Annotated in this window: 11 protein-coding genes and 1 tRNA gene; 10 read left to right on the forward strand and 2 right to left on the reverse strand. The window is 60.5% G+C overall.

What is annotated here, in order from left to right; translation table 11 throughout:
• Position 1: 1 nt before the first annotated feature.
• The 7 genes from rpsU (at position 2) to DTP52_RS20645 (ending at position 11,563) form a co-directional block, all read left to right on the forward strand.
• Positions 2 to 217 carry a 30S ribosomal protein S21 gene (rpsU, locus tag DTP52_RS20615; protein ID WP_002551877.1) on the forward strand — a complete coding sequence of 72 codons (216 nt, stop codon included), beginning with the start codon at positions 2 to 4 and terminating at the stop codon, positions 215 to 217.
• A 479-nt stretch (positions 218 to 696) separates the two neighbouring features.
• The gene (gene dnaG / locus DTP52_RS20620; protein ID WP_109754983.1) at positions 697 to 2,655 is read left to right on the forward strand and encodes a DNA primase; all 1,959 of its coding nucleotides are present in this window, start codon (positions 697 to 699) and stop codon (positions 2,653 to 2,655) included.
• Between the two features lie 67 nt (positions 2,656 to 2,722).
• Positions 2,723 to 4,570, forward strand: coding sequence for an RNA polymerase sigma factor RpoD (gene rpoD, locus DTP52_RS20625; RefSeq protein ID WP_109754984.1), 1,848 nt, complete (start codon positions 2,723 to 2,725; stop codon positions 4,568 to 4,570).
• 130 nt (positions 4,571 to 4,700) lie between these two features.
• Positions 4,701 to 8,444 (forward strand): EAL domain-containing protein, encoded by a 3,744-nt coding sequence (locus DTP52_RS20630; RefSeq protein ID WP_109754985.1) that lies wholly within the window; start codon positions 4,701 to 4,703, stop codon positions 8,442 to 8,444.
• Positions 8,445 to 8,459: 15 nt separating this feature from the next.
• Positions 8,460 to 8,536: transfer RNA gene (locus DTP52_RS20635), tRNA-Ile, on the forward strand.
• A gap of 96 nt (positions 8,537 to 8,632) precedes the next feature.
• A complete protein-coding gene (locus tag DTP52_RS20640; RefSeq protein ID WP_256594271.1) occupies positions 8,633 to 11,065 on the forward strand; it encodes a DUF308 domain-containing protein in 2,433 nt (810 codons plus the stop codon).
• Between the two features lie 36 nt (positions 11,066 to 11,101).
• Positions 11,102 to 11,563 (forward strand): Lrp/AsnC family transcriptional regulator, encoded by a 462-nt coding sequence (locus DTP52_RS20645; RefSeq protein ID WP_018607342.1) that lies wholly within the window; start codon positions 11,102 to 11,104, stop codon positions 11,561 to 11,563.
• A gap of 22 nt (positions 11,564 to 11,585) precedes the next feature.
• Here the strand turns inward: DTP52_RS20645 and DTP52_RS20650 are convergent, their stop codons facing one another.
• Positions 11,586 to 11,900, reverse strand: coding sequence for an XRE family transcriptional regulator (locus DTP52_RS20650; RefSeq protein WP_109754986.1), 315 nt, complete (start codon positions 11,898 to 11,900; stop codon positions 11,586 to 11,588).
• Positions 11,893 to 12,258, reverse strand: a complete 366-nt coding sequence (locus DTP52_RS20655) for a type II toxin-antitoxin system RelE/ParE family toxin (RefSeq protein WP_109754987.1) — start codon at positions 12,256 to 12,258, stop codon at positions 11,893 to 11,895. The genes DTP52_RS20650 and DTP52_RS20655 overlap by 8 nt, the downstream gene beginning before the upstream one ends.
• A 360-nt stretch (positions 12,259 to 12,618) precedes the next feature.
• Between DTP52_RS20655 and DTP52_RS20660 the strand changes: the two genes are divergently transcribed.
• From DTP52_RS20660 to pqqF, 3 genes are all read left to right on the forward strand, one after another.
• Positions 12,619 to 14,301, forward strand: coding sequence for an NAD(P)/FAD-dependent oxidoreductase (locus DTP52_RS20660; RefSeq protein ID WP_109754988.1), 1,683 nt, complete (start codon positions 12,619 to 12,621; stop codon positions 14,299 to 14,301).
• Positions 14,302 to 14,313: 12 nt separating this feature from the next.
• On the forward strand, positions 14,314 to 15,108 hold the full coding sequence (locus DTP52_RS20665; protein ID WP_109754989.1) for a carbon-nitrogen hydrolase family protein: 795 nt from the start codon (positions 14,314 to 14,316) through the stop codon (positions 15,106 to 15,108).
• Positions 15,109 to 15,170: 62 nt separating this feature from the next.
• Positions 15,171 to 17,612, forward strand: a complete 2,442-nt coding sequence (gene pqqF / locus DTP52_RS20670) for a pyrroloquinoline quinone biosynthesis protein PqqF (protein WP_109754990.1) — start codon at positions 15,171 to 15,173, stop codon at positions 17,610 to 17,612.
• Positions 17,613 to 17,727 lie beyond the last annotated feature (115 nt).

A 17,727-nucleotide genomic window follows, 5' to 3' on the forward strand; every position in this document is an offset into this window, starting at 1 on the left:
GATGCCAGCCGTCAAAGTAAAAGAGAACGAACCCTTCGACGTAGCTCTGCGTCGTTTCAAGCGCTCCTGCGAAAAAGCCGGTGTTCTGGCTGAAGTTCGTAGCCGCGAATTCTACGAGAAGCCGACTTCTGAGCGTAAGCGCAAGGCAGCAGCCGCTGTTAAGCGTCACGCCAAGAAAGTTCAGCGCGAACAGCGCCGCGCCGTACGTCTGTACTAATACACAGACGTCCGTAGCAAGCTTCTGCCAAGCCCGGCCCTCAAGCCGGGCTTATGGCATTTGCGGAATAACGCTTGATGCTTCACCGTCAAAGCCGCAGACGCGACCAAGACAACCTGCTTCACCGCGTCAGACCTGGCTCTTTTGCCAGCGGTGCACGTCTTTCCTGACGAGCCTTCCAAGGCTACCGACGAGCACACCCTGATTCCTCTAACGACGATCAGCCCAAGGCACCTGCCTGCGTGCCCGCTTCATGAGCTATCCGAGGCCTGAACAGCCGTTACCGGACTCAGCGCAACACATTCAAACAGTCGAATACTGATAGTTATTAACGTCAGTGGATTATCGGCAGATACACTTCCCGACAGCGATGATGCAGACGACCCGGTCGAGCCACCGATTTAGCGTGCCTCAAACCCAGACCCGGTTACGCCTGCCGATTTCGGGTCCATATTTCGCGCAGTGATGATGAGAACGCCATGGCCGGGCTGATTCCCCAGAGCTTTATTGACGACCTCCTGAACCGCACCGACATCGTCGACGTGGTCAGCTCTCGCCTGCAAATGAAGAAAGCGGGCAAGAACTACACAGCCTGCTGCCCGTTCCACAAAGAGAAAACGCCTTCTTTCAGCGTCAGCCCCGACAAGCAGTTCTACTATTGCTTCGGCTGTGGCGCTGGCGGCAACGCCCTCGGCTTCATCATGGACCACGACAACCTGGACTTCCCCCAGGCGGTCGAAGAACTGGCCAAAGCCGCCGGCATGGAAGTACCCCGCGAGGAAAGCGGTCGACAGCACAAGCCACGCCAACCGACCGATTCTCCGCTTTACCCACTGCTGACCGCGGCAGCGGATTTTTATCGCCAGGCCCTAAAAAGCCACCCGGCACGCAAGGCCGCGGTGGACTATCTAAAGGGCCGCGGCCTGACCGGCGAAATCGCCCGGGACTTCGGCCTCGGCTTCGCACCGCCCGGCTGGGACAATCTGTACAAGCACCTGAGCAGCGATACGTTGCAGCAGCGCGCCATGATCGACGCCGGCCTGCTGATTGAAAATGCCGAAACCGGCAAGCGCTACGACCGCTTCCGCGACCGGGTCATGTTTCCGATCCGCGACACGCGCGGGCGGATCATTGCCTTTGGTGGCCGGGTGCTGGGCGACGACAAGCCGAAATACCTGAACTCCCCGGAAACCCCGGTGTTCCATAAGGGACAAGAACTCTACGGCTTGTATGAAGCGCGCAAGAACAACCGCAACCTCGATGAAATCATTGTCGTCGAAGGCTACATGGACGTTATTGCCCTGGCCCAACAAGGCCTGCGCAACGCTGTGGCGACCCTGGGCACAGCCACCAGCGAAGAACACATGAAACGCCTGTTTCGCGTCGTGCCCAACGTGCTGTTTTGCTTCGACGGTGACCAGGCCGGTCGCAACGCCGCCTGGCGCGCCCTGGAAGCTACCTTGCCGTGCCTGCAGGACGGCCGCCGGGCACGCTTTCTGTTCCTGCCCGAGGGCGAAGACCCGGACACCCTGGTGCGCTCCGAAGGTACCGACGCGTTCCGGGCACGAATTAACCAGCACGCCCAACCATTGGCCGATTATTTCTTCCAGCAGTTGACCGAGGAAGCCGACCCGCGCTCCCTCGAAGGCAAGGCCCACATGGCCACCCTCGCGGCACCACTGATCGACAAGGTGCCCGGTGCCAACCTGCGCACACTGATGCGCCAGCGCCTGACCGAAATCACCGGCTTGAACAGCGAAGCGGTCAATCAACTGGTGCACAGCGCGCCCCAGGAGGCGCCGCCGGCTTATGACCCGGGCATCGATTACGACGCGATGCCGGATTTCGCCGACTATCATCAACCTCAGCAGGATTACGCCCCCCAGCAGGAATGGACGCCGAAAAAACCCGGTAGCGGCGGCAAGAAATGGGACAAGAAACCCTGGGACAAGAACGGCAAGCGTGGCGATCGCGACCAACCACGTGCCCCGCGCGTGCCGGCCGCCGTCGAACCACCAACACTGGCCGCCTTGCGCACCTTGCTGCATCACCCGCAACTGGCGGAAAAAGTCGAGGACGCAGGGCACTTCGCCGCCGAGGACCACAGCAATACGCAATTGCTGGTGGCACTCCTTGAAGCCGTGCAGAAGAACCCCAAGCTAAACTCTTTCCAGTTGATCGCGCGGTGGCACGGTACCGAGCAGGGACGTCTTTTGAAGGCCCTGGCCGAGAAGGAATGGCTGATTGATGGAGACAACCTTGAACAACAGTTTTTCGACACCATTACTAGCTTGTCCGCCCGCCAACGCGAGCGAAATCTGGAACAACTTCTGCGAAAAGCTCGCCAGAGCGAGTTGACCAGCGAAGAGAAAAACCAATTGCGCGACTTACTTAGCCGCAATGTTTGCGCATCAAACCCGACCTCAACTGGCGCGTGAGGTCACAGCTCAGGTATAATCCTCGGCTTGTTTTTTGCCCGCCAAGACCTTCAGTGGATAGGGTGTTATGTCCGGAAAAGCGCAACAGCAGTCTCGTATCAAAGAGTTGATCCTATTGGGTCGTGAGCAGGGCTACCTGACTTACGCGGAGGTCAACGACCACCTGCCGGAGGATATTTCAGATCCGGAACAGGTGGAAGACATCATCCGCATGATCAACGACATGGGGATCAACGTATTCGAGGTTGCTCCAGATAAGGATGCCCTTATGCTGGCCGACGCCGATACCGACGAGGCGGCCGCTGAAGAAGCGGCCGCAGCGTTGGCAGCGGTCGAGACCGACATTGGTCGCACCACCGACCCCGTGCGCATGTATATGCGTGAAATGGGCACGGTAGAGCTCCTCACACGCGAAGGCGAAATCGAAATCGCCAAGCGTATTGAAGAAGGCATCCGTGAAGTGATGGGCGCAATCGCGCACTTCCCTGGCACGGTTGACCATATTCTCTCCGAGTACACCCGCGTCACCACCGAAGGTGGCCGCCTGTCCGACGTCTTGAGCGGTTATATCGACCCGGACGACGGCATTGCGCCGCCTGCTGCCGAAGTGCCGCCGCCAATCGACGCGAAAGCCGTCAAGGCCGACGACGACACCGATGACGAAGACGCCGAAGCGAGCGACGACGAGGAAGAAGCCGAAAGCGGTCCGGATCCGATCATCGCAGCGCAGCGTTTCGGCGCTGTGTCCGACCAGATGGAAATCACCCGCAAGGCGCTGAAAAAGCACGGCCGCAACAACAAGCAGGCAATTGCCGAGCTGTTGGCACTGGCCGAGCTGTTCATGCCGATCAAGCTGGTACCGAAGCAATTCGAAGGCCTGGTCGAACGTGTGCGCAGTGCCCTGGATCGCTTGCGCCAGCAAGAGCGCGCGATCATGCAGCTTTGCGTGCGTGATGCCCGCATGCCGCGCGCCGACTTCCTGCGTCAGTTCCCTGGTAACGAAGTCGACGAAAGCTGGACCGATGCACTGGCCAAGGGCAAGAGCAAATACGCTGAAGCCATTGCCCGCCTGCAACCGGACATCATTCGTTGCCAGCAGAAGCTGAGCGCGCTGGAAGCCGAGACCGGCCTGAGCATCGCCGAGATCAAGGACATCAACCGTCGCATGTCGATCGGCGAGGCCAAGGCCCGTCGCGCGAAGAAAGAGATGGTCGAAGCGAACTTGCGTCTGGTGATCTCCATCGCCAAGAAGTACACCAACCGCGGCCTGCAATTCCTCGACCTGATCCAGGAAGGCAACATCGGCCTGATGAAGGCGGTGGACAAGTTCGAATACCGTCGCGGCTACAAGTTCTCGACTTATGCCACCTGGTGGATCCGTCAGGCGATCACTCGCTCGATCGCCGACCAGGCCCGCACCATCCGTATCCCGGTGCACATGATCGAGACGATCAACAAGCTCAACCGTATTTCCCGGCAGATGCTGCAGGAAATGGGTCGCGAACCGACGCCGGAAGAGCTGGGCGAACGCATGGAAATGCCTGAGGACAAGATCCGCAAGGTATTGAAGATCGCCAAGGAGCCGATCTCCATGGAAACCCCGATCGGCGATGACGAAGACTCCCATCTGGGTGACTTCATCGAAGACTCCACCATGCAGTCTCCGATCGATGTCGCCACTGTCGAGAGTCTCAAGGAAGCGACTCGCGAAGTGCTTTCCGGCCTCACTGCCCGTGAAGCCAAGGTACTGCGCATGCGTTTCGGCATCGACATGAATACCGACCACACCCTCGAGGAAGTCGGTAAACAGTTCGATGTCACCCGTGAGCGCATTCGTCAGATCGAAGCCAAGGCGTTGCGCAAACTGCGCCACCCGACGCGAAGCGAGCATCTGCGCTCCTTCCTCGACGAGTGACCTTCAAACCCCCCGGCCCTGCCGGGGGTTTTGTTATGTGCAACAGATAAAATCCCCCTCGTTACGCTCCTCACCACCCTGTGGCCCGTCTACACTCGAATCATCCTCCCCAAGCCATGACGAGACAGTGATGCCCAGACTGACGGCCGCGCTTTTGCTGTCATTGATGACCTGGACCGCAACAGCTGGCGCGTTGACGCTCACCGACGAGGAGCTCCGCTGGCTCAAGGACCACCCCGACCTGCGCCTGGGCGTCGATGCCTCATGGCCGCCGTTTGAGTTCCGCGATGACCAGGGCCGCTATCAGGGCCTGGCCGCCGACTACGTCGACATCATTCGTGAGCGGCTGGCCATCAGGCTCACCCCCATCGAGCCCGCTAGCTGGACCGCCGTGCTGGAGCAGGTCGTACAGGGCAAGATAGACCTCCTGCCGGGCATCATGTCCACGCCGGAGCGCCAGAACTACCTGGCGTTTACCCGGCCTTACCTGGACTTCCCCATTGTCATTCTGGCCCATCGCGGTGGCGCCCAGCCCCACAACCTCAAGGAGCTGTACGGGCTGAAAATCGCCGTGGTAGAGAACTATGCCCCCCATGAACTGCTGCGCAACCACCATCCCGACCTGAATCTCGTGGCGCTGCCCAACGTCAGCTCAGCCCTGCAAGCACTGGCAACCGACGAGGTGGATGCGGTGGTCGGCGACCTGGCTTCCAGTGTCTGGAGCCTGCGCCAACTCAAGCTCGAAGGTCTTTATGTCAGCGGGGAAACGCCTTATCGCTATCAGTTGGCAATGGCCGTCCCTCGAGACAACAAGATATTGGTGGGTATCCTGGACAAGGTCATGGCCGACATGAGCCCGGCCGAAGTTGCCGAGATCCAGCAGAAGTGGGTCGGCAATGTGCATGACTACCGCCAGCTCTGGTCAGATTTGCTGGTCTACGGCCTGCCTGCACTATTGCTCCTGGTCGGGATACTGGCGGTGGTGATTCGCATCAACCGCCGACTCAGCTCGGAAATCGCCCGACGGGTCGAGCTGGAACAGGAGCTGCGCAGCAGCGAATACCATTACCGCGGGCTGGTGGAGAGCCTGTCGGCCATTGCCTGGGAGGCAAGGGTCAGCGACTTCACCTACAGCTACGTGTCGCCCCATGCCGAAGACCTGCTGGGTTATCCCCTTTCCCATTGGCTGATCCCAGGCTTCTGGCGCAACATCATTCATCCGGCCGACCTGATCCGTGCCCAGACCTACTGTGATCATGAAGTGCTGGCCGGGCGCGATCACTGCATCGACTATCGCGTGATCACCGCCGATGGCCGCTGCCTGTGGGTGCGCGACATTGTCAGTCTGATCGAACACGGTCACGAACCGGTGATGCGCGGGCTGATGATCGATATCAGCGAAGCCAAGCGCACCGAGGAAGCACTGCGCCTTTCGGAGCAGAAATTTGGCTCAGTGTTCCGCCAATGCCCGGACATCCTGGTGATCGCACGGCTGATGGACGGTTGTCTGCTGGAGGTCAACAAGGCCTTCGAGGAGCAGATCGGCCTGAGTGCCGCCGAGGTGGTGGGGCGCAGCGCAACCGAATTGAATATCTGGGGCATCCAAGGCGTGGGGCCGGGCCTGTTGCAGCGCTTGCAGGCCGGCAGCATTCGCAACCTGGAAATGCCCTTTCGCCGTAGCAATGGCCAGGTGTTCACCGGACTGATCTCCGCCGAACCCTTCGACCTCGACACGACGCCAGCCCTGGTCGTGGTAGTGCGGGACATCAGCCAGCTCAAGGAAACCCAGCAGCAATTGCAGACCTCCGAAGAGAAGTTTGCCAAGGCATTCCACGCCTCGCCCGATGGCTTGCTACTGTCCCGGCAAAGCGATGGTTTGCTGATTGAAGTCAACGAAGGTTTCAGCCGCATTACCGGTTTCAACAGCGCCCTGTCGGTGGACCGCTCTACCCTGGACCTGGGCATCTGGGTCAACCTCAACGAGCGCAAGCAGATGCTCAACCTGCTGAAACGGGACGGCTTCGTGAAGGACTTCAGCTGCCATATCCGTCGCAACGACGGGCAGGTACGGCTTTGCGAAGTCTCCAGTCGCCCGCTGCCCATCGGCAACGAAGACTGCATGCTGACCATCGCCCGAGACATCACCGAACGCCATCTCATGCAGGAGAAACTGCAACAAGCCGCCACCGTGTTCGAAAGCACGGCCGAAGGCGTGCTGATCACCGATACGCAACAGCACATCAGCGCGGTGAACCGAGCCTTCACCGAAATCACCGGCTACAGCGAAACCGAAGCCTTGGGCCATACACCTCGGTTACTGGCTTCCGGCCTGCATGACAGCGCGTTCTATGCCGCGATGTGGCACCAGTTGACGGCGGAAGGTCACTGGCAGGGCGAGATTTCCAATCGGCGCAAGAACGGCGAGCTGTACCCCAGTTGGCTGACCATCAGCGCGGTGCGCAATCGGGATCAACAGATCACCCATTTCGTTGCGGTCTTCGCCGATATCTCCAGCCTCAAACATGCCCAGGCCCGGCTCGATTACCAGGCTCACCACGATCCACTGACCGGCCTGCCGAATCGCACGCTGTTCGAAAGCCGCTTGCTGACGGCCCTCAACAGCCAGCAGGAAAACGGCGGCCAGGGCGCGGTGCTGTTCTTGGACCTGGACCGCTTCAAGCACATCAACGACAGCCTCGGACACCCGGTCGGCGACCTGCTGCTCAAAGGCATTGCCGTGCGCTTGCGCGAGCAACTTCGCGACATCGACACCGTGGCGCGCCTGGGCGGCGACGAGTTCATCATCCTGCTGCCTGGCTTGCAGCAGCCCAGCGACGCCGAGCACATCGCCCAGAAACTATTGAACTGCTTTGCCGCGCCATTCCAGGCCGGCGAGCACGAGTTTTTCATCAGCGCCAGCATTGGCACCAGCCTCTACCCACAGGATGGCTGCGACGTCGCCACGCTGGTCAAGAATGCTGACGCTGCGATGTACCGCTCCAAGGCCAAGGGGCGCAACCGGGTGGAAAGCTACACCCGCGACCTCACCGCCCAGGCCAGCGAGCGCGTAGCCCTGGAACACGAGCTGCGACGGGCGATCGAGCGCAACGAACTGTCATTATCCTTCCAACCAAAAATCAGCCTCGTCGACAACCGCCTGGTGGGCGCCGAGGCGCTGATTCGCTGGACCCACCCGACATTTGGCGACGTACCGCCGGAACATTTCATCCCCCTGGCGGAAGAAAACGGCATGATCCTGCAAATTGGCGACTGGGTACTGGAACATGCCTGCCAGCAGTTAAGTGAGTGGAACAGCACCCATGACAGCCTGGGCCCTCTGTCAGTCAACCTCGCCGGCGCCCAATTGCGCCAGCCCAACCTGTTGGGACGTATCGAACAACTGCTGCGCGAACACCATCTCAAGCCAGGCTTGTTGCAACTGGAAATTACCGAAAACTTCATCATGAGCCAGGCCGAAGAGGCCCTGACGGTGCTGCACCAGTTGAAAAAGCTCGGTGTGCAATTGGCCATCGACGACTTCGGCACGGGTTACTCTTCCCTCAGCTACCTCAAGCGCCTGCCGCTGGACATCCTCAAGATCGACCAATCCTTCGTCCGCGGCCTGCCCGACGACCCCCACGACGCGGCCATCGTGCGGGCAATCATCGCCCTGGGCCGCAGCATGCAATTCACCATCATCGCCGAGGGCGTCGAAACCCTGGCCCAGCAGCAATTCCTGAGCGAAGAAGGTTGCGAACAGATCCAGGGCTACATCGTCAGCCTGCCCCTGGGCGCCGACGAGTTTGCCGCCACGTTTCTTCGTGTGACCGTATCGGATTTTTCGGATAGCACAGCCGAGAAACCGTCGCTATAATCCGCGACCTACTGAGGGCCTATAGCTCAGTTGGTTAGAGCAGAGGACTCATAATCCTTTGGTCCACGGTTCAAGTCCGTGTGGGCCCACCATCTTGAAAGCCGCGCATTGCGCGGCTTTTGCGTATCTAGCGTCCTCCCGCTAGCATCCTTCCCGCCGATACAATAAAAATCCCATCCCTCACCGAGATGCCCATCATCGCCAGCCCCAGCCTCCCGCGACTGTTTCTTGAACTGTTCTGGCAACTTGGCATCCTTCTGGTGCCGGCCTTTTTCGTCACCGTGCTGCCGCCCCCACTGGCTTTGCTGGCCGTGGTATTCCTCGGGCTGCTGATGGGCCTTGCTGCTCGCCTGGGCTTTTTGGCGATGGGCCGAGGCATTGCCCGGGTGACGGTCGGTGCCGTGTTTGGCCTAGGTTTCAGCCTCGGCCGGGCGCTGCCCGAGTGGTGGGGCATCTTGGTGGCGATCGTCGGCATCGTTGTTGGGCTCGCCTGCGTCAGTAGCTGGGAACGGCGCCTTGGGTTGGCGCCCGTTTCCAGCAAAGGGCCGAGTGCCTGGGGTGGAAACGAGCCGATGCTGACCCCTGAAGGCGAGCCAATCCGGGTCTTCAACCACGGCGAAATCGCCATGGGTGGCCCGACTTATTGCGACTATCTGTTCCCTGACGGTGTGCTTCTACAAGGCATTGGCTCCTCGGCAGTGTTCTCCAGCGACGGGCGCTACTTCGCCGCACCGGTACCGTCCCGGCAGGCATGGGGGCTGGTGGTCCTCGACCGTCAGCAACGCCAGCTGTACCGCTGCGCCGACAGCGAGCTCTGGGAGTTGGACGCTTTTGATCTCGACCTGCTGAGCGGACGACATAGCCCACTGGTGGATAACAGCGCTCGCAAAACCCGGCTCGATGAGCTGTTGCAAACCGCCAGCGTCACCCACCTGGTGCCTGTCGCCGATCTTTGGCTGGAAGCCGACTGGCATCCTGAGCCGACCTTCGAGCGGCGCTCCGCTAATGGCCAGCAGTGCCTTCAGGGCAATATTTCTTTGCCTTCGACTTTTCGCGACTTGCCCCAGCCACTGGATCCCCTGCATTCACCGCGCTATACCATCAGCATCAATGGACAACCGTCCGGCCTGTTGATGGCGGCAGACGCGCCGTTGATATGGAGCACCGATCAACGCGCGCTAGTGTGCCTGGCTCAGGAGCAAAGCGGTGACGCGGAGGGCGACCAGTATTGGTTGTGGCAGCTCGACATCGGCTGGCGCGTCCTGCCATCGCCCTGGGTGAGGAGTGTCGCGGAACCGTCCTTCTACTGGCATCAATTGCTGAGCCTCGACGCGGACCATGTACGTATCGGCGCGTACCTCGATTATCCGCGCCCAGGTTCCGGCCGTTACGGCTATCGCCTGGACAGCATCCACGGCGATACCGAAACCCAGGCCGGCCATGACGCCCAAGGCCGCGTACAGGTCGCTGAATTCAAACTGACCCGCATGGCCATTGCGTTGCCGTTGGACAGTCGAGGAGCACGCGGTGATGCGTTGATCGAGACACAGCCGATGCTAGATGGTGCCTGCGCTCAGTTGAGCTGGCTTGGCGACAATCGCGAAGGGCTTGGGGGCTATCGCTGTCAGATCGGTGACTGGCACTTGCCGGGAAGTTGGTTGTTGGACCACCGTGTCTCAGACTGCGGACGTTACCTCGCACTACTGCCCTTCGAAAACTCAACGACCGTGACCACCCATGGCGTGATTGCGGACACGAAGGATCGACGCCTGCTGGAAGGGCCGGCGATGTGGGTGGAACGCATCCTCGATTTTCGTGATGGCCAGCTGAGCCTGGCAGTGGTTGCCGGTCGACTTGACCAGGACCTGGAGGGCAGCGCGCTGCAACGTTTCAATGTCCAGGCGCCGCAGAACGGTAGCGCCAACGCCACTTCGTTCTTTCATCCCGACGAGCGATCCCGGTTGTTCTACGACACCGTGGAACTGCAGGTAGTCGATTCACAGCTTCAGAGAATGCCACCCTGGCGCCTGGTGGATCGTCCGCAAGCCGCCAACGCCGAAGGGGACTTCATCCAGCCTGCACCCGACCACCGGGACGCCGCCTGGTTGTTCGGCAGCGAGACGGAATATGCAGACAGTTGGGTACGCGCGCAGACGCCCCGGCTCGGAGGACACCTGCTGACAGCTTCAGGCTGCGCGCTGGTCGACCTGGCACCGTCGATGATCTGGTCGACGGATAGCCGTTATCTGGCCCTGACCTGCATGGCGACCGATGTGACAGAACAGTGTGGAAACTATCGAGGCTGGCAATTGCTGCTCCTGGATATCCAGGAGCACACGTTGCGGGTGCATCCGCAGTGGCTGGGCAAGCGGCCGCTGTTTGAGAGTTTCGACGACGAACAGCTGCATGTACGCTGCTTTGAGCGTGATTGGGAAGCGCCAGACGATGACGACCCAGGCTCTGTGCAGTCGTTCCCGCGGGCTCTACTGTTGCAGTTGCCCACCGAACAATTGGTTTGCCAGGACGGTTTATGGCTCAGGCCGTCACAGATACACCTGGCCCATGCCTGGCGAACGCTGGCTTTACCTGCCATTGGCTATTTCCCACGTGAGAGCCTGTAACATGTTCGCTATCGAATGCCCGCGCCGGAGCCCACTTTGACTGACACCCGCCCTCCCGTTCTCGACGAAATCGACCGACAACTGATCGCGGCGCTGCAAATCAATGCACGGGAAAGCGTCGCCATGCTTGCCCGGCAGCTAGGCATCGCCCGCACGACCGTGACCTCACGGTTGGCGCGGCTGGAAAAAACCAAGGTGATCACTGGATACGGCGTGCGCCTGGGGCAGCGGGTGATAGACGGCGGTTTGCAGGCCTATGTCGGTATCAAGGTTCAACCGCGCTCCGGCAAGGACGTGCTGCGGCGCTTGAGCGCCATGGCCCAGGTCCAGCAGTTGTGCGCGGTCAGCGGTGAGTTCGACTATGTCGCCTGGCTGCGCACGGACTCGCCGGAGCAGCTGGACCAGTTGCTGGACCAGATCGGCAGCGTGGACGGTGTGGAGAAGACCACTACGTCGATCATCCTCAGCAGCAAGATCGATCGGGGCCAGCCCGTCTAAGCCCAGCAGGGAACAACGTCAGTTACTGTGTTTGATGGGCGAAGTTTTCGATCCTGACCTGCCCCTCCGGGAAGGTCGCGATAATCTCCAATTCCCCCCCCATGGCGCGGATGTAATTTCGTAGCGTACTGATGTACATGTCGGTACGGCGTTCCATTTTCGAGACTGCCGCCTGGTTGATATGCAGCGTCTTGGCCAAAGCATCCTGGCTCAGCTCCTGCGCCTGACGCAACTCGTGCAACGGCATTTCTGCACGCAGTTTCTGATACAGAGTCTCTGCACGAGCCCGGGAGTCAGGCGAACGACGTGCAATCAAGTCGGAAAATTTCTTAGCCATTGTCAAAGCCCTCTCTCTTCAATGCTTCCAGATGCTCGTCATAGAGACGTTCAGCCAAAGGCACACATTCCTGATACCAACGGTCCTGGCCGGTTTTGTCTCCCCCGATCAGCAGGATGGCGCAACGGCGTGGATCAAACGCATAGAGCACACGATAAGGCCTACCTGCGTGTTGTACTCGTAACTCACGAAGGTTGCCATGACGCGAGCCCTTGATATCACTGGTGTGAGGAAAACCCAGATGCGGCCCGGCATCGCCAAGCAGCATCACCGAGGCCTGCACTGAATCTTGCTCGGTCTCACTGAGACAGCTCCACCACATCTCAAATTCGTCGGTGTATTCAACGTCCCATTTCATTCAAATATGCCACCCAGGATATATAACCTCAAGGGAATAATCTTAGGAGATTCGGTGGTAGCTGCTCCTGTTGATCGCACAGACAATTGTTAAGGTAAGTTTCCGCGGGAGCGAGCGTGCTCGCGATGGCGCTGGTTCAGCCACATCTTCATGACTGACAGGCCGCTAGCGCGAGCAAGCTCGCTCCCACAGAGAACCTGTTTCGTCATTACGATTCATCAATACGTCAAAGCGACTGAAAACCGCTCAAAACGACGACATATTGTGTCTTATTAACGTGTTCCACCCTCCCTAGAATGGCTGGCATCTTTCCTATACTCAGACGCGAAGGCCGCGTCGAGTCGCCCATCAAGGTCAGCCATGAACAAGAACAATCGCCACCCAGCAGACGGTAAGAAACCCATCACCATTTTTGGCCCGGACTTTCCTTTCGCCTTTGACGACTGGATCGAGCATCCGGCTGGCCTGGGCAGTATTCCCGCCCACAACCACGGTACGGAAGTGGCGATTGTCGGTGCCGGGATCGCCGGCCTGGTGGCGGCGTACGAGCTGATGAAGCTCGGCCTCAAGCCCGTGGTCTACGAGGCGTCGAAGATGGGTGGGCGCCTGCGCTCACAGGCGTTCAACGGTGCCGAAGGGGTGATTGCCGAGCTGGGCGGCATGCGTTTTCCGGTGTCATCCACTGCGTTCTACCATTACGTCGACAAGTTGGGCCTGGAGACCAAACCGTTTCCCAACCCGTTGACCCCGGCGTCCGGCAGCACGGTCATCGACCTGGAAGGCCAGACCTATTACGCACAGAAGCTGGCGGATCTTCCAGCCCTGTTCCAGGAAGTTGCCGATGCCTGGGCCGATGCCCTGGAAGATGGTGCGCGCTTCGGCGATATCCAGCAGGCGATCCGCGACCGCGACGTGCCGCGCCTGAAGGAACTGTGGAATACCTTGGTACCCTTGTGGGATGACCGCACGTTCTACGACTTCGTCGCCACATCCAAGGCATTCGCCAAGCTCTCGTTCCAGCACCGCGAAGTGTTCGGCCAGGTCGGTTTCGGCACGGGCGGCTGGGATTCGGACTTCCCCAATTCGATGCTGGAAATCTTCCGCGTCGTGATGACCAACTGCGACGACCACCAGCATCTGGTAGTCGGTGGCGTCGAACAGGTGCCCCACGGTATCTGGAACCACGTGCCGGAACGCTGTGCACACTGGCCAGAAGGTACCAGCCTGAATTCTCTGCACCTGGGCGCCCCACGCAGCGGTGTGAAGCGCATTGCCCGCGCCACCGATGGACGTTTCAGCGTGACCGACGTCTGGGAAAACACCCGCGAATACGCCGCCGTGCTGGTCACCTGCCAGAGCTGGCTGCTGACCACCCAGATCGAATGCGAAGAGGCGCTGTTCTCGCAAAAAATGTGGATGGCCCTGGACCGCACCCGCTACATGCAATCGTCGAAGACGTTCGTGATGGTCGACCGGCCGTTCTGGAAGGACAAGGACCCGGAAACCGGCCGCGACCTGATGAGCATGACCCTGACCGACCGCCTGACCCGTGGCACCTATCTGTTCGACAACGGGGACGACAAGCCGGGGGTGATTTGCCTGTCGTATTCCTGGATGAGCGACGCGTTGAAAATGCTGCCCCATCCGGTGGAAAAACGCGTGAAGCTGGCCCTCGATGCCCTGAAGAAGATCTACCCCAAGGTGGACATCGCCGCGCGCATCATCGGCGACCCGATCACCGTGTCCTGGGAAGCCGACCCGCATTTCCTCGGCGCCTTCAAGGGCGCCCTGCCTGGCCACTATCGCTACAACCAGCGCATGTATGCGCATTTCATGCAGGACGACATGCCGGCCGAACAACGCGGGATCTTTATCGCCGGTGATGACGTCTCATGGACACCGGCCTGGGTCGAAGGCGCGGTACAGACCTCGCTCAATGCCGTGTGGGGGATCATGAAACACTTCGGCGGTGAAACTCACGCCGAGAACCCGGGTCCAGGCGATGTATTCCATGAGATCGGTCCGATCGCCCTGCCCGAATAAAAGGAGTTGTTGATGCGTGTAGCCCTCTATCAATGCCCACCGCTGCCACTGGATCCGGCCGGCAACCTGCAACGCCTGCATCAGGTGGCGCTGGAAGCCAGGGGCGCCGATATACTGGTGCTGCCGGAGATGTTCATGACCGGCTACAACATCGGCGTCGACGCGGTGAATGTATTGGCCGAGGTCTACAACGGCGAGTGGGCGCAACAGATCGCCCGCATTGCCAAGGCCGCCAGCCTGGCGATTGTCTATGGCTACCCTGAACGCGGCGAAGACGGCCAGATCTACAACGCGGTGCAACTGATCGACGCCCAAGGCGAACGACTGGCCAACTACCGCAAGAGCCACCTGTTCGGTGACCTCGATCACGCCATGTTCAGCGCCGGCGACTCGGCGCTGCCTATCGTCGAGCTCAACGGCTGGAAGCTCGGCCTGCTGATCTGCTATGACCTGGAGTTCCCGGAAAATGCCCGACGCCTGGCCCTGGCCGGTGCCGAGCTGATCCTGGTGCCAACCGCCAATATGCAACCCTACGAATTCATCGCCGACGTCACCGTGCGTGCCCGAGCCATCGAGAACCAGTGCTTCGTGGCGTACGCCAACTACTGCGGCCACGAAGGTGAATTGCAGTATTGCGGCCAAAGCAGCGTCGCCGCACCGAATGGCAGCCGCCCGGCGCTTGCCGGGCTGGATGAGGCCTTGATCGTCGCTGAACTGGACCGCCAACTGATGGAAGACTCCCGCGCCGCCTACAACTACCTGCACGATCGCCGCCCTGAGCTTTACGGCGAGCTGCACAAACATTGATAGAGGATTGAGAAAGGCCCCTGATCCGCTAGCATGAGCGCATCTTTGTCCTGGAAGCGCTCATGCCGGCCCCCGACTCCCTCCGCCCCCACACTGAAACCCTGGCCAATGGCTTGCGGGTGACGTTGCGTCATGACCCCGCCCTCAAGCGCAGCGCTGCGGTACTGCGAGTCGCAGCTGGCAGCCATGATGCGCCCCTGGCCTGGCCGGGATTGGCGCATTTGCTCGAGCATCTGTTCTTCCTCGGCACCGAGCGGTTTCCCGTCGGGGAGAACCTGATGGCCTACGTGCATCGCCACGGCGGTCAGCTCAATGCGCGCACCAGCGAACGCACCACGGATTTTTTCTTCGAATTGCCACCCGCAACCTTCGCCGACGGACTGGAACGACTGGGGGACATGCTCGCCCAGCCACGCCTGGACGAAGCCGATCAGTTGCGCGAACGAGAAGTGCTGCACGCAGAGTTCATTGCCTGGTCCCAGGATACGGCAGCCCAGCGACAGCTCGCCCTGCATGACGGCGTGTCGGCGACCCATCCGCTGCGGGGGTTCCATGCCGGCAATCGCGACAGTCTCGCGGTGGCGCAAGCCGAATTCCAAACGGCATTGCACGATTTCTACCGCAGCTTTTACCGCAGTGGCCAGATGACCCTGAGCCTGGCCGGCCCGCAAAGCATCGACACCTTGAAAGCCTTGGCGGAACAGTTCGACAGCCACATACCTGCCGGCGGAGCGGTTGCCAGGCCAGCACCGCCAAAGCTTATGGCGTCGTCCCAGAGGAGTTATCAACTGGCCCGCGAAGGTTGTCTTGACCTGCTGTTCGCCTGCGAAGATTTGCCCGTCGCCTCGCCTCAAGCCTTGGATTTTCTCTGTACATCACTGAACTCCAGCAAACCGGGAGGCCTGCTCGACACATTGCGTCAGCGCAACCTGGCTGACAGCCTCAAGGCCAACGCGTTGTATGAATTTGCCGGGCAAGCGCTGCTGCACATTGAAATCAAGCACGACAATGTTCAAGCAGCGGCGCAAATCCAGCCGTTGTTGCACGACTGGCTGGGGTTCTTTGCCGCCCAGGACGACTGGGCGCCGTTGCGCCAGGAGTTCACCGCACTGCTGCTGCGTCGCCAGGAAACAGGATCAGCCTTGCAGTTGGCCCGCTGGGACTGCGAAGGGCGTGACGGACCGCTGCTGGCAAACGACCTCGTGAGGCTCAGAGAAATCCTCAAGCAACTGCACTCCGCCGATCAGGTCACGCAGCAATGGCAACTGCCCGCGCCCAACCCGTTCCTGCACACCCCAAGCCAAGCACCTCGCGCCGGGCTGATACGCGGCCAGACCAGCGCCCATCGCGGCTTGCGAACTTTTGCCCAGGACCGCTCCCGAGGCCGACGGGAACGCTCGCCCATGCAGTTCAGCCAGGCGCTGCCGGATAACGGTCGTGAAGGCGCGGTGTACCTGCGCTGGCAACTGACGACCCAGGCACCGCTCGACTTTCAAGCCAGGCTCGACCGACACCTGCAGGACGTGCGTGAGGATGCTGGCCAGGCCGGTGTGGACGTCAGCTTCGAGTCCTGCGCCAATCAATGGCTACTGAAACTGGTCGGCTTGCAGACTCCGATACCGTTGGTGCTTGAACACGTTCTGACGAAGCTCGCGCAACCGCTACCAATGGCCCTGGCTGCTCATGAGCCCCCGCCGATACCGATTCGACATTTGTTGAAGGCATTGCCGAATCACTGCCGGCGCAACCGGCAATCGCCAGCGCTGCCATTGCCCGACAGCGATCAAAGTGTGTGGACAACGGCCCGATGGGATGGGCTGTCTATCGGTCTGTCGGCGGCCACCCAAGGGGCATTGGGCCCCGCATTGGCCAGGGTGCCGGGCATCGCGGGCGAGGAAATCAGCCTGGCGACGGAATCTCGCGGGCAACGCATCTGGAATACGCTCAAGACTCACGGGGAAGAACCGGCCGTGCTGCTGTTTTGCCCGACGCCCACCCCGGCGCTGGCCGACGAAGCCGCCTGGCGGTGGCTGGCACAGCTGTGTCAGACGCCGTTCTACCAGCGCCTGCGAGTCGAGTTGCAGTTGGGCTATGCGGTGTTCAGCGGGCTGAAGCAGATCGACGGGCAAACCGGGATGTTATTCGGCGTCCAATCACCCAACCTCTCGGCGACGCAACTGAGTGCCCACATCGAGCAATTCCTGGCCGGGTTACCGGCGCTGATCCAGCAGCTCGACGATTCATCCCTGGCCCGCCAGCGGCAAGCGCTTGCCGCCCAACTCCAGAGTACCGCCCTGCCCTTCGCCCAGGCCGCCGAACTGCTCTGGCAAGGCAAGCTGACAGGCCGCCCGTCGGATTATCTCGAGCAACTGTCCGATGCCATCGTGAGCCTGGATCGCGCCCAGCTAAAGGCAGCCGCCCAGTGTCTGATCGATGCGCAAGGAGGATGGTGCTGCCTGAGCAACGGAGCCTGCCCGGGGGAAGGTTGGCAATCGGCGCAGTGATCATTGCAGCCGCTGTAATGAGCTTTCTTTGAGAATCGCGGCGAACGAATATGTCAGATTTAGTAACATAGGCGCCTAAGCATCTGAACATCTCCGAACGGAGGTGGACTATATG

This window comes from Pseudomonas sp. 43mfcvi1.1, assembly GCF_900115935.1.
Classification (GTDB): domain Bacteria; phylum Pseudomonadota; class Gammaproteobacteria; order Pseudomonadales; family Pseudomonadaceae; genus Aquipseudomonas; species Aquipseudomonas bijieensis.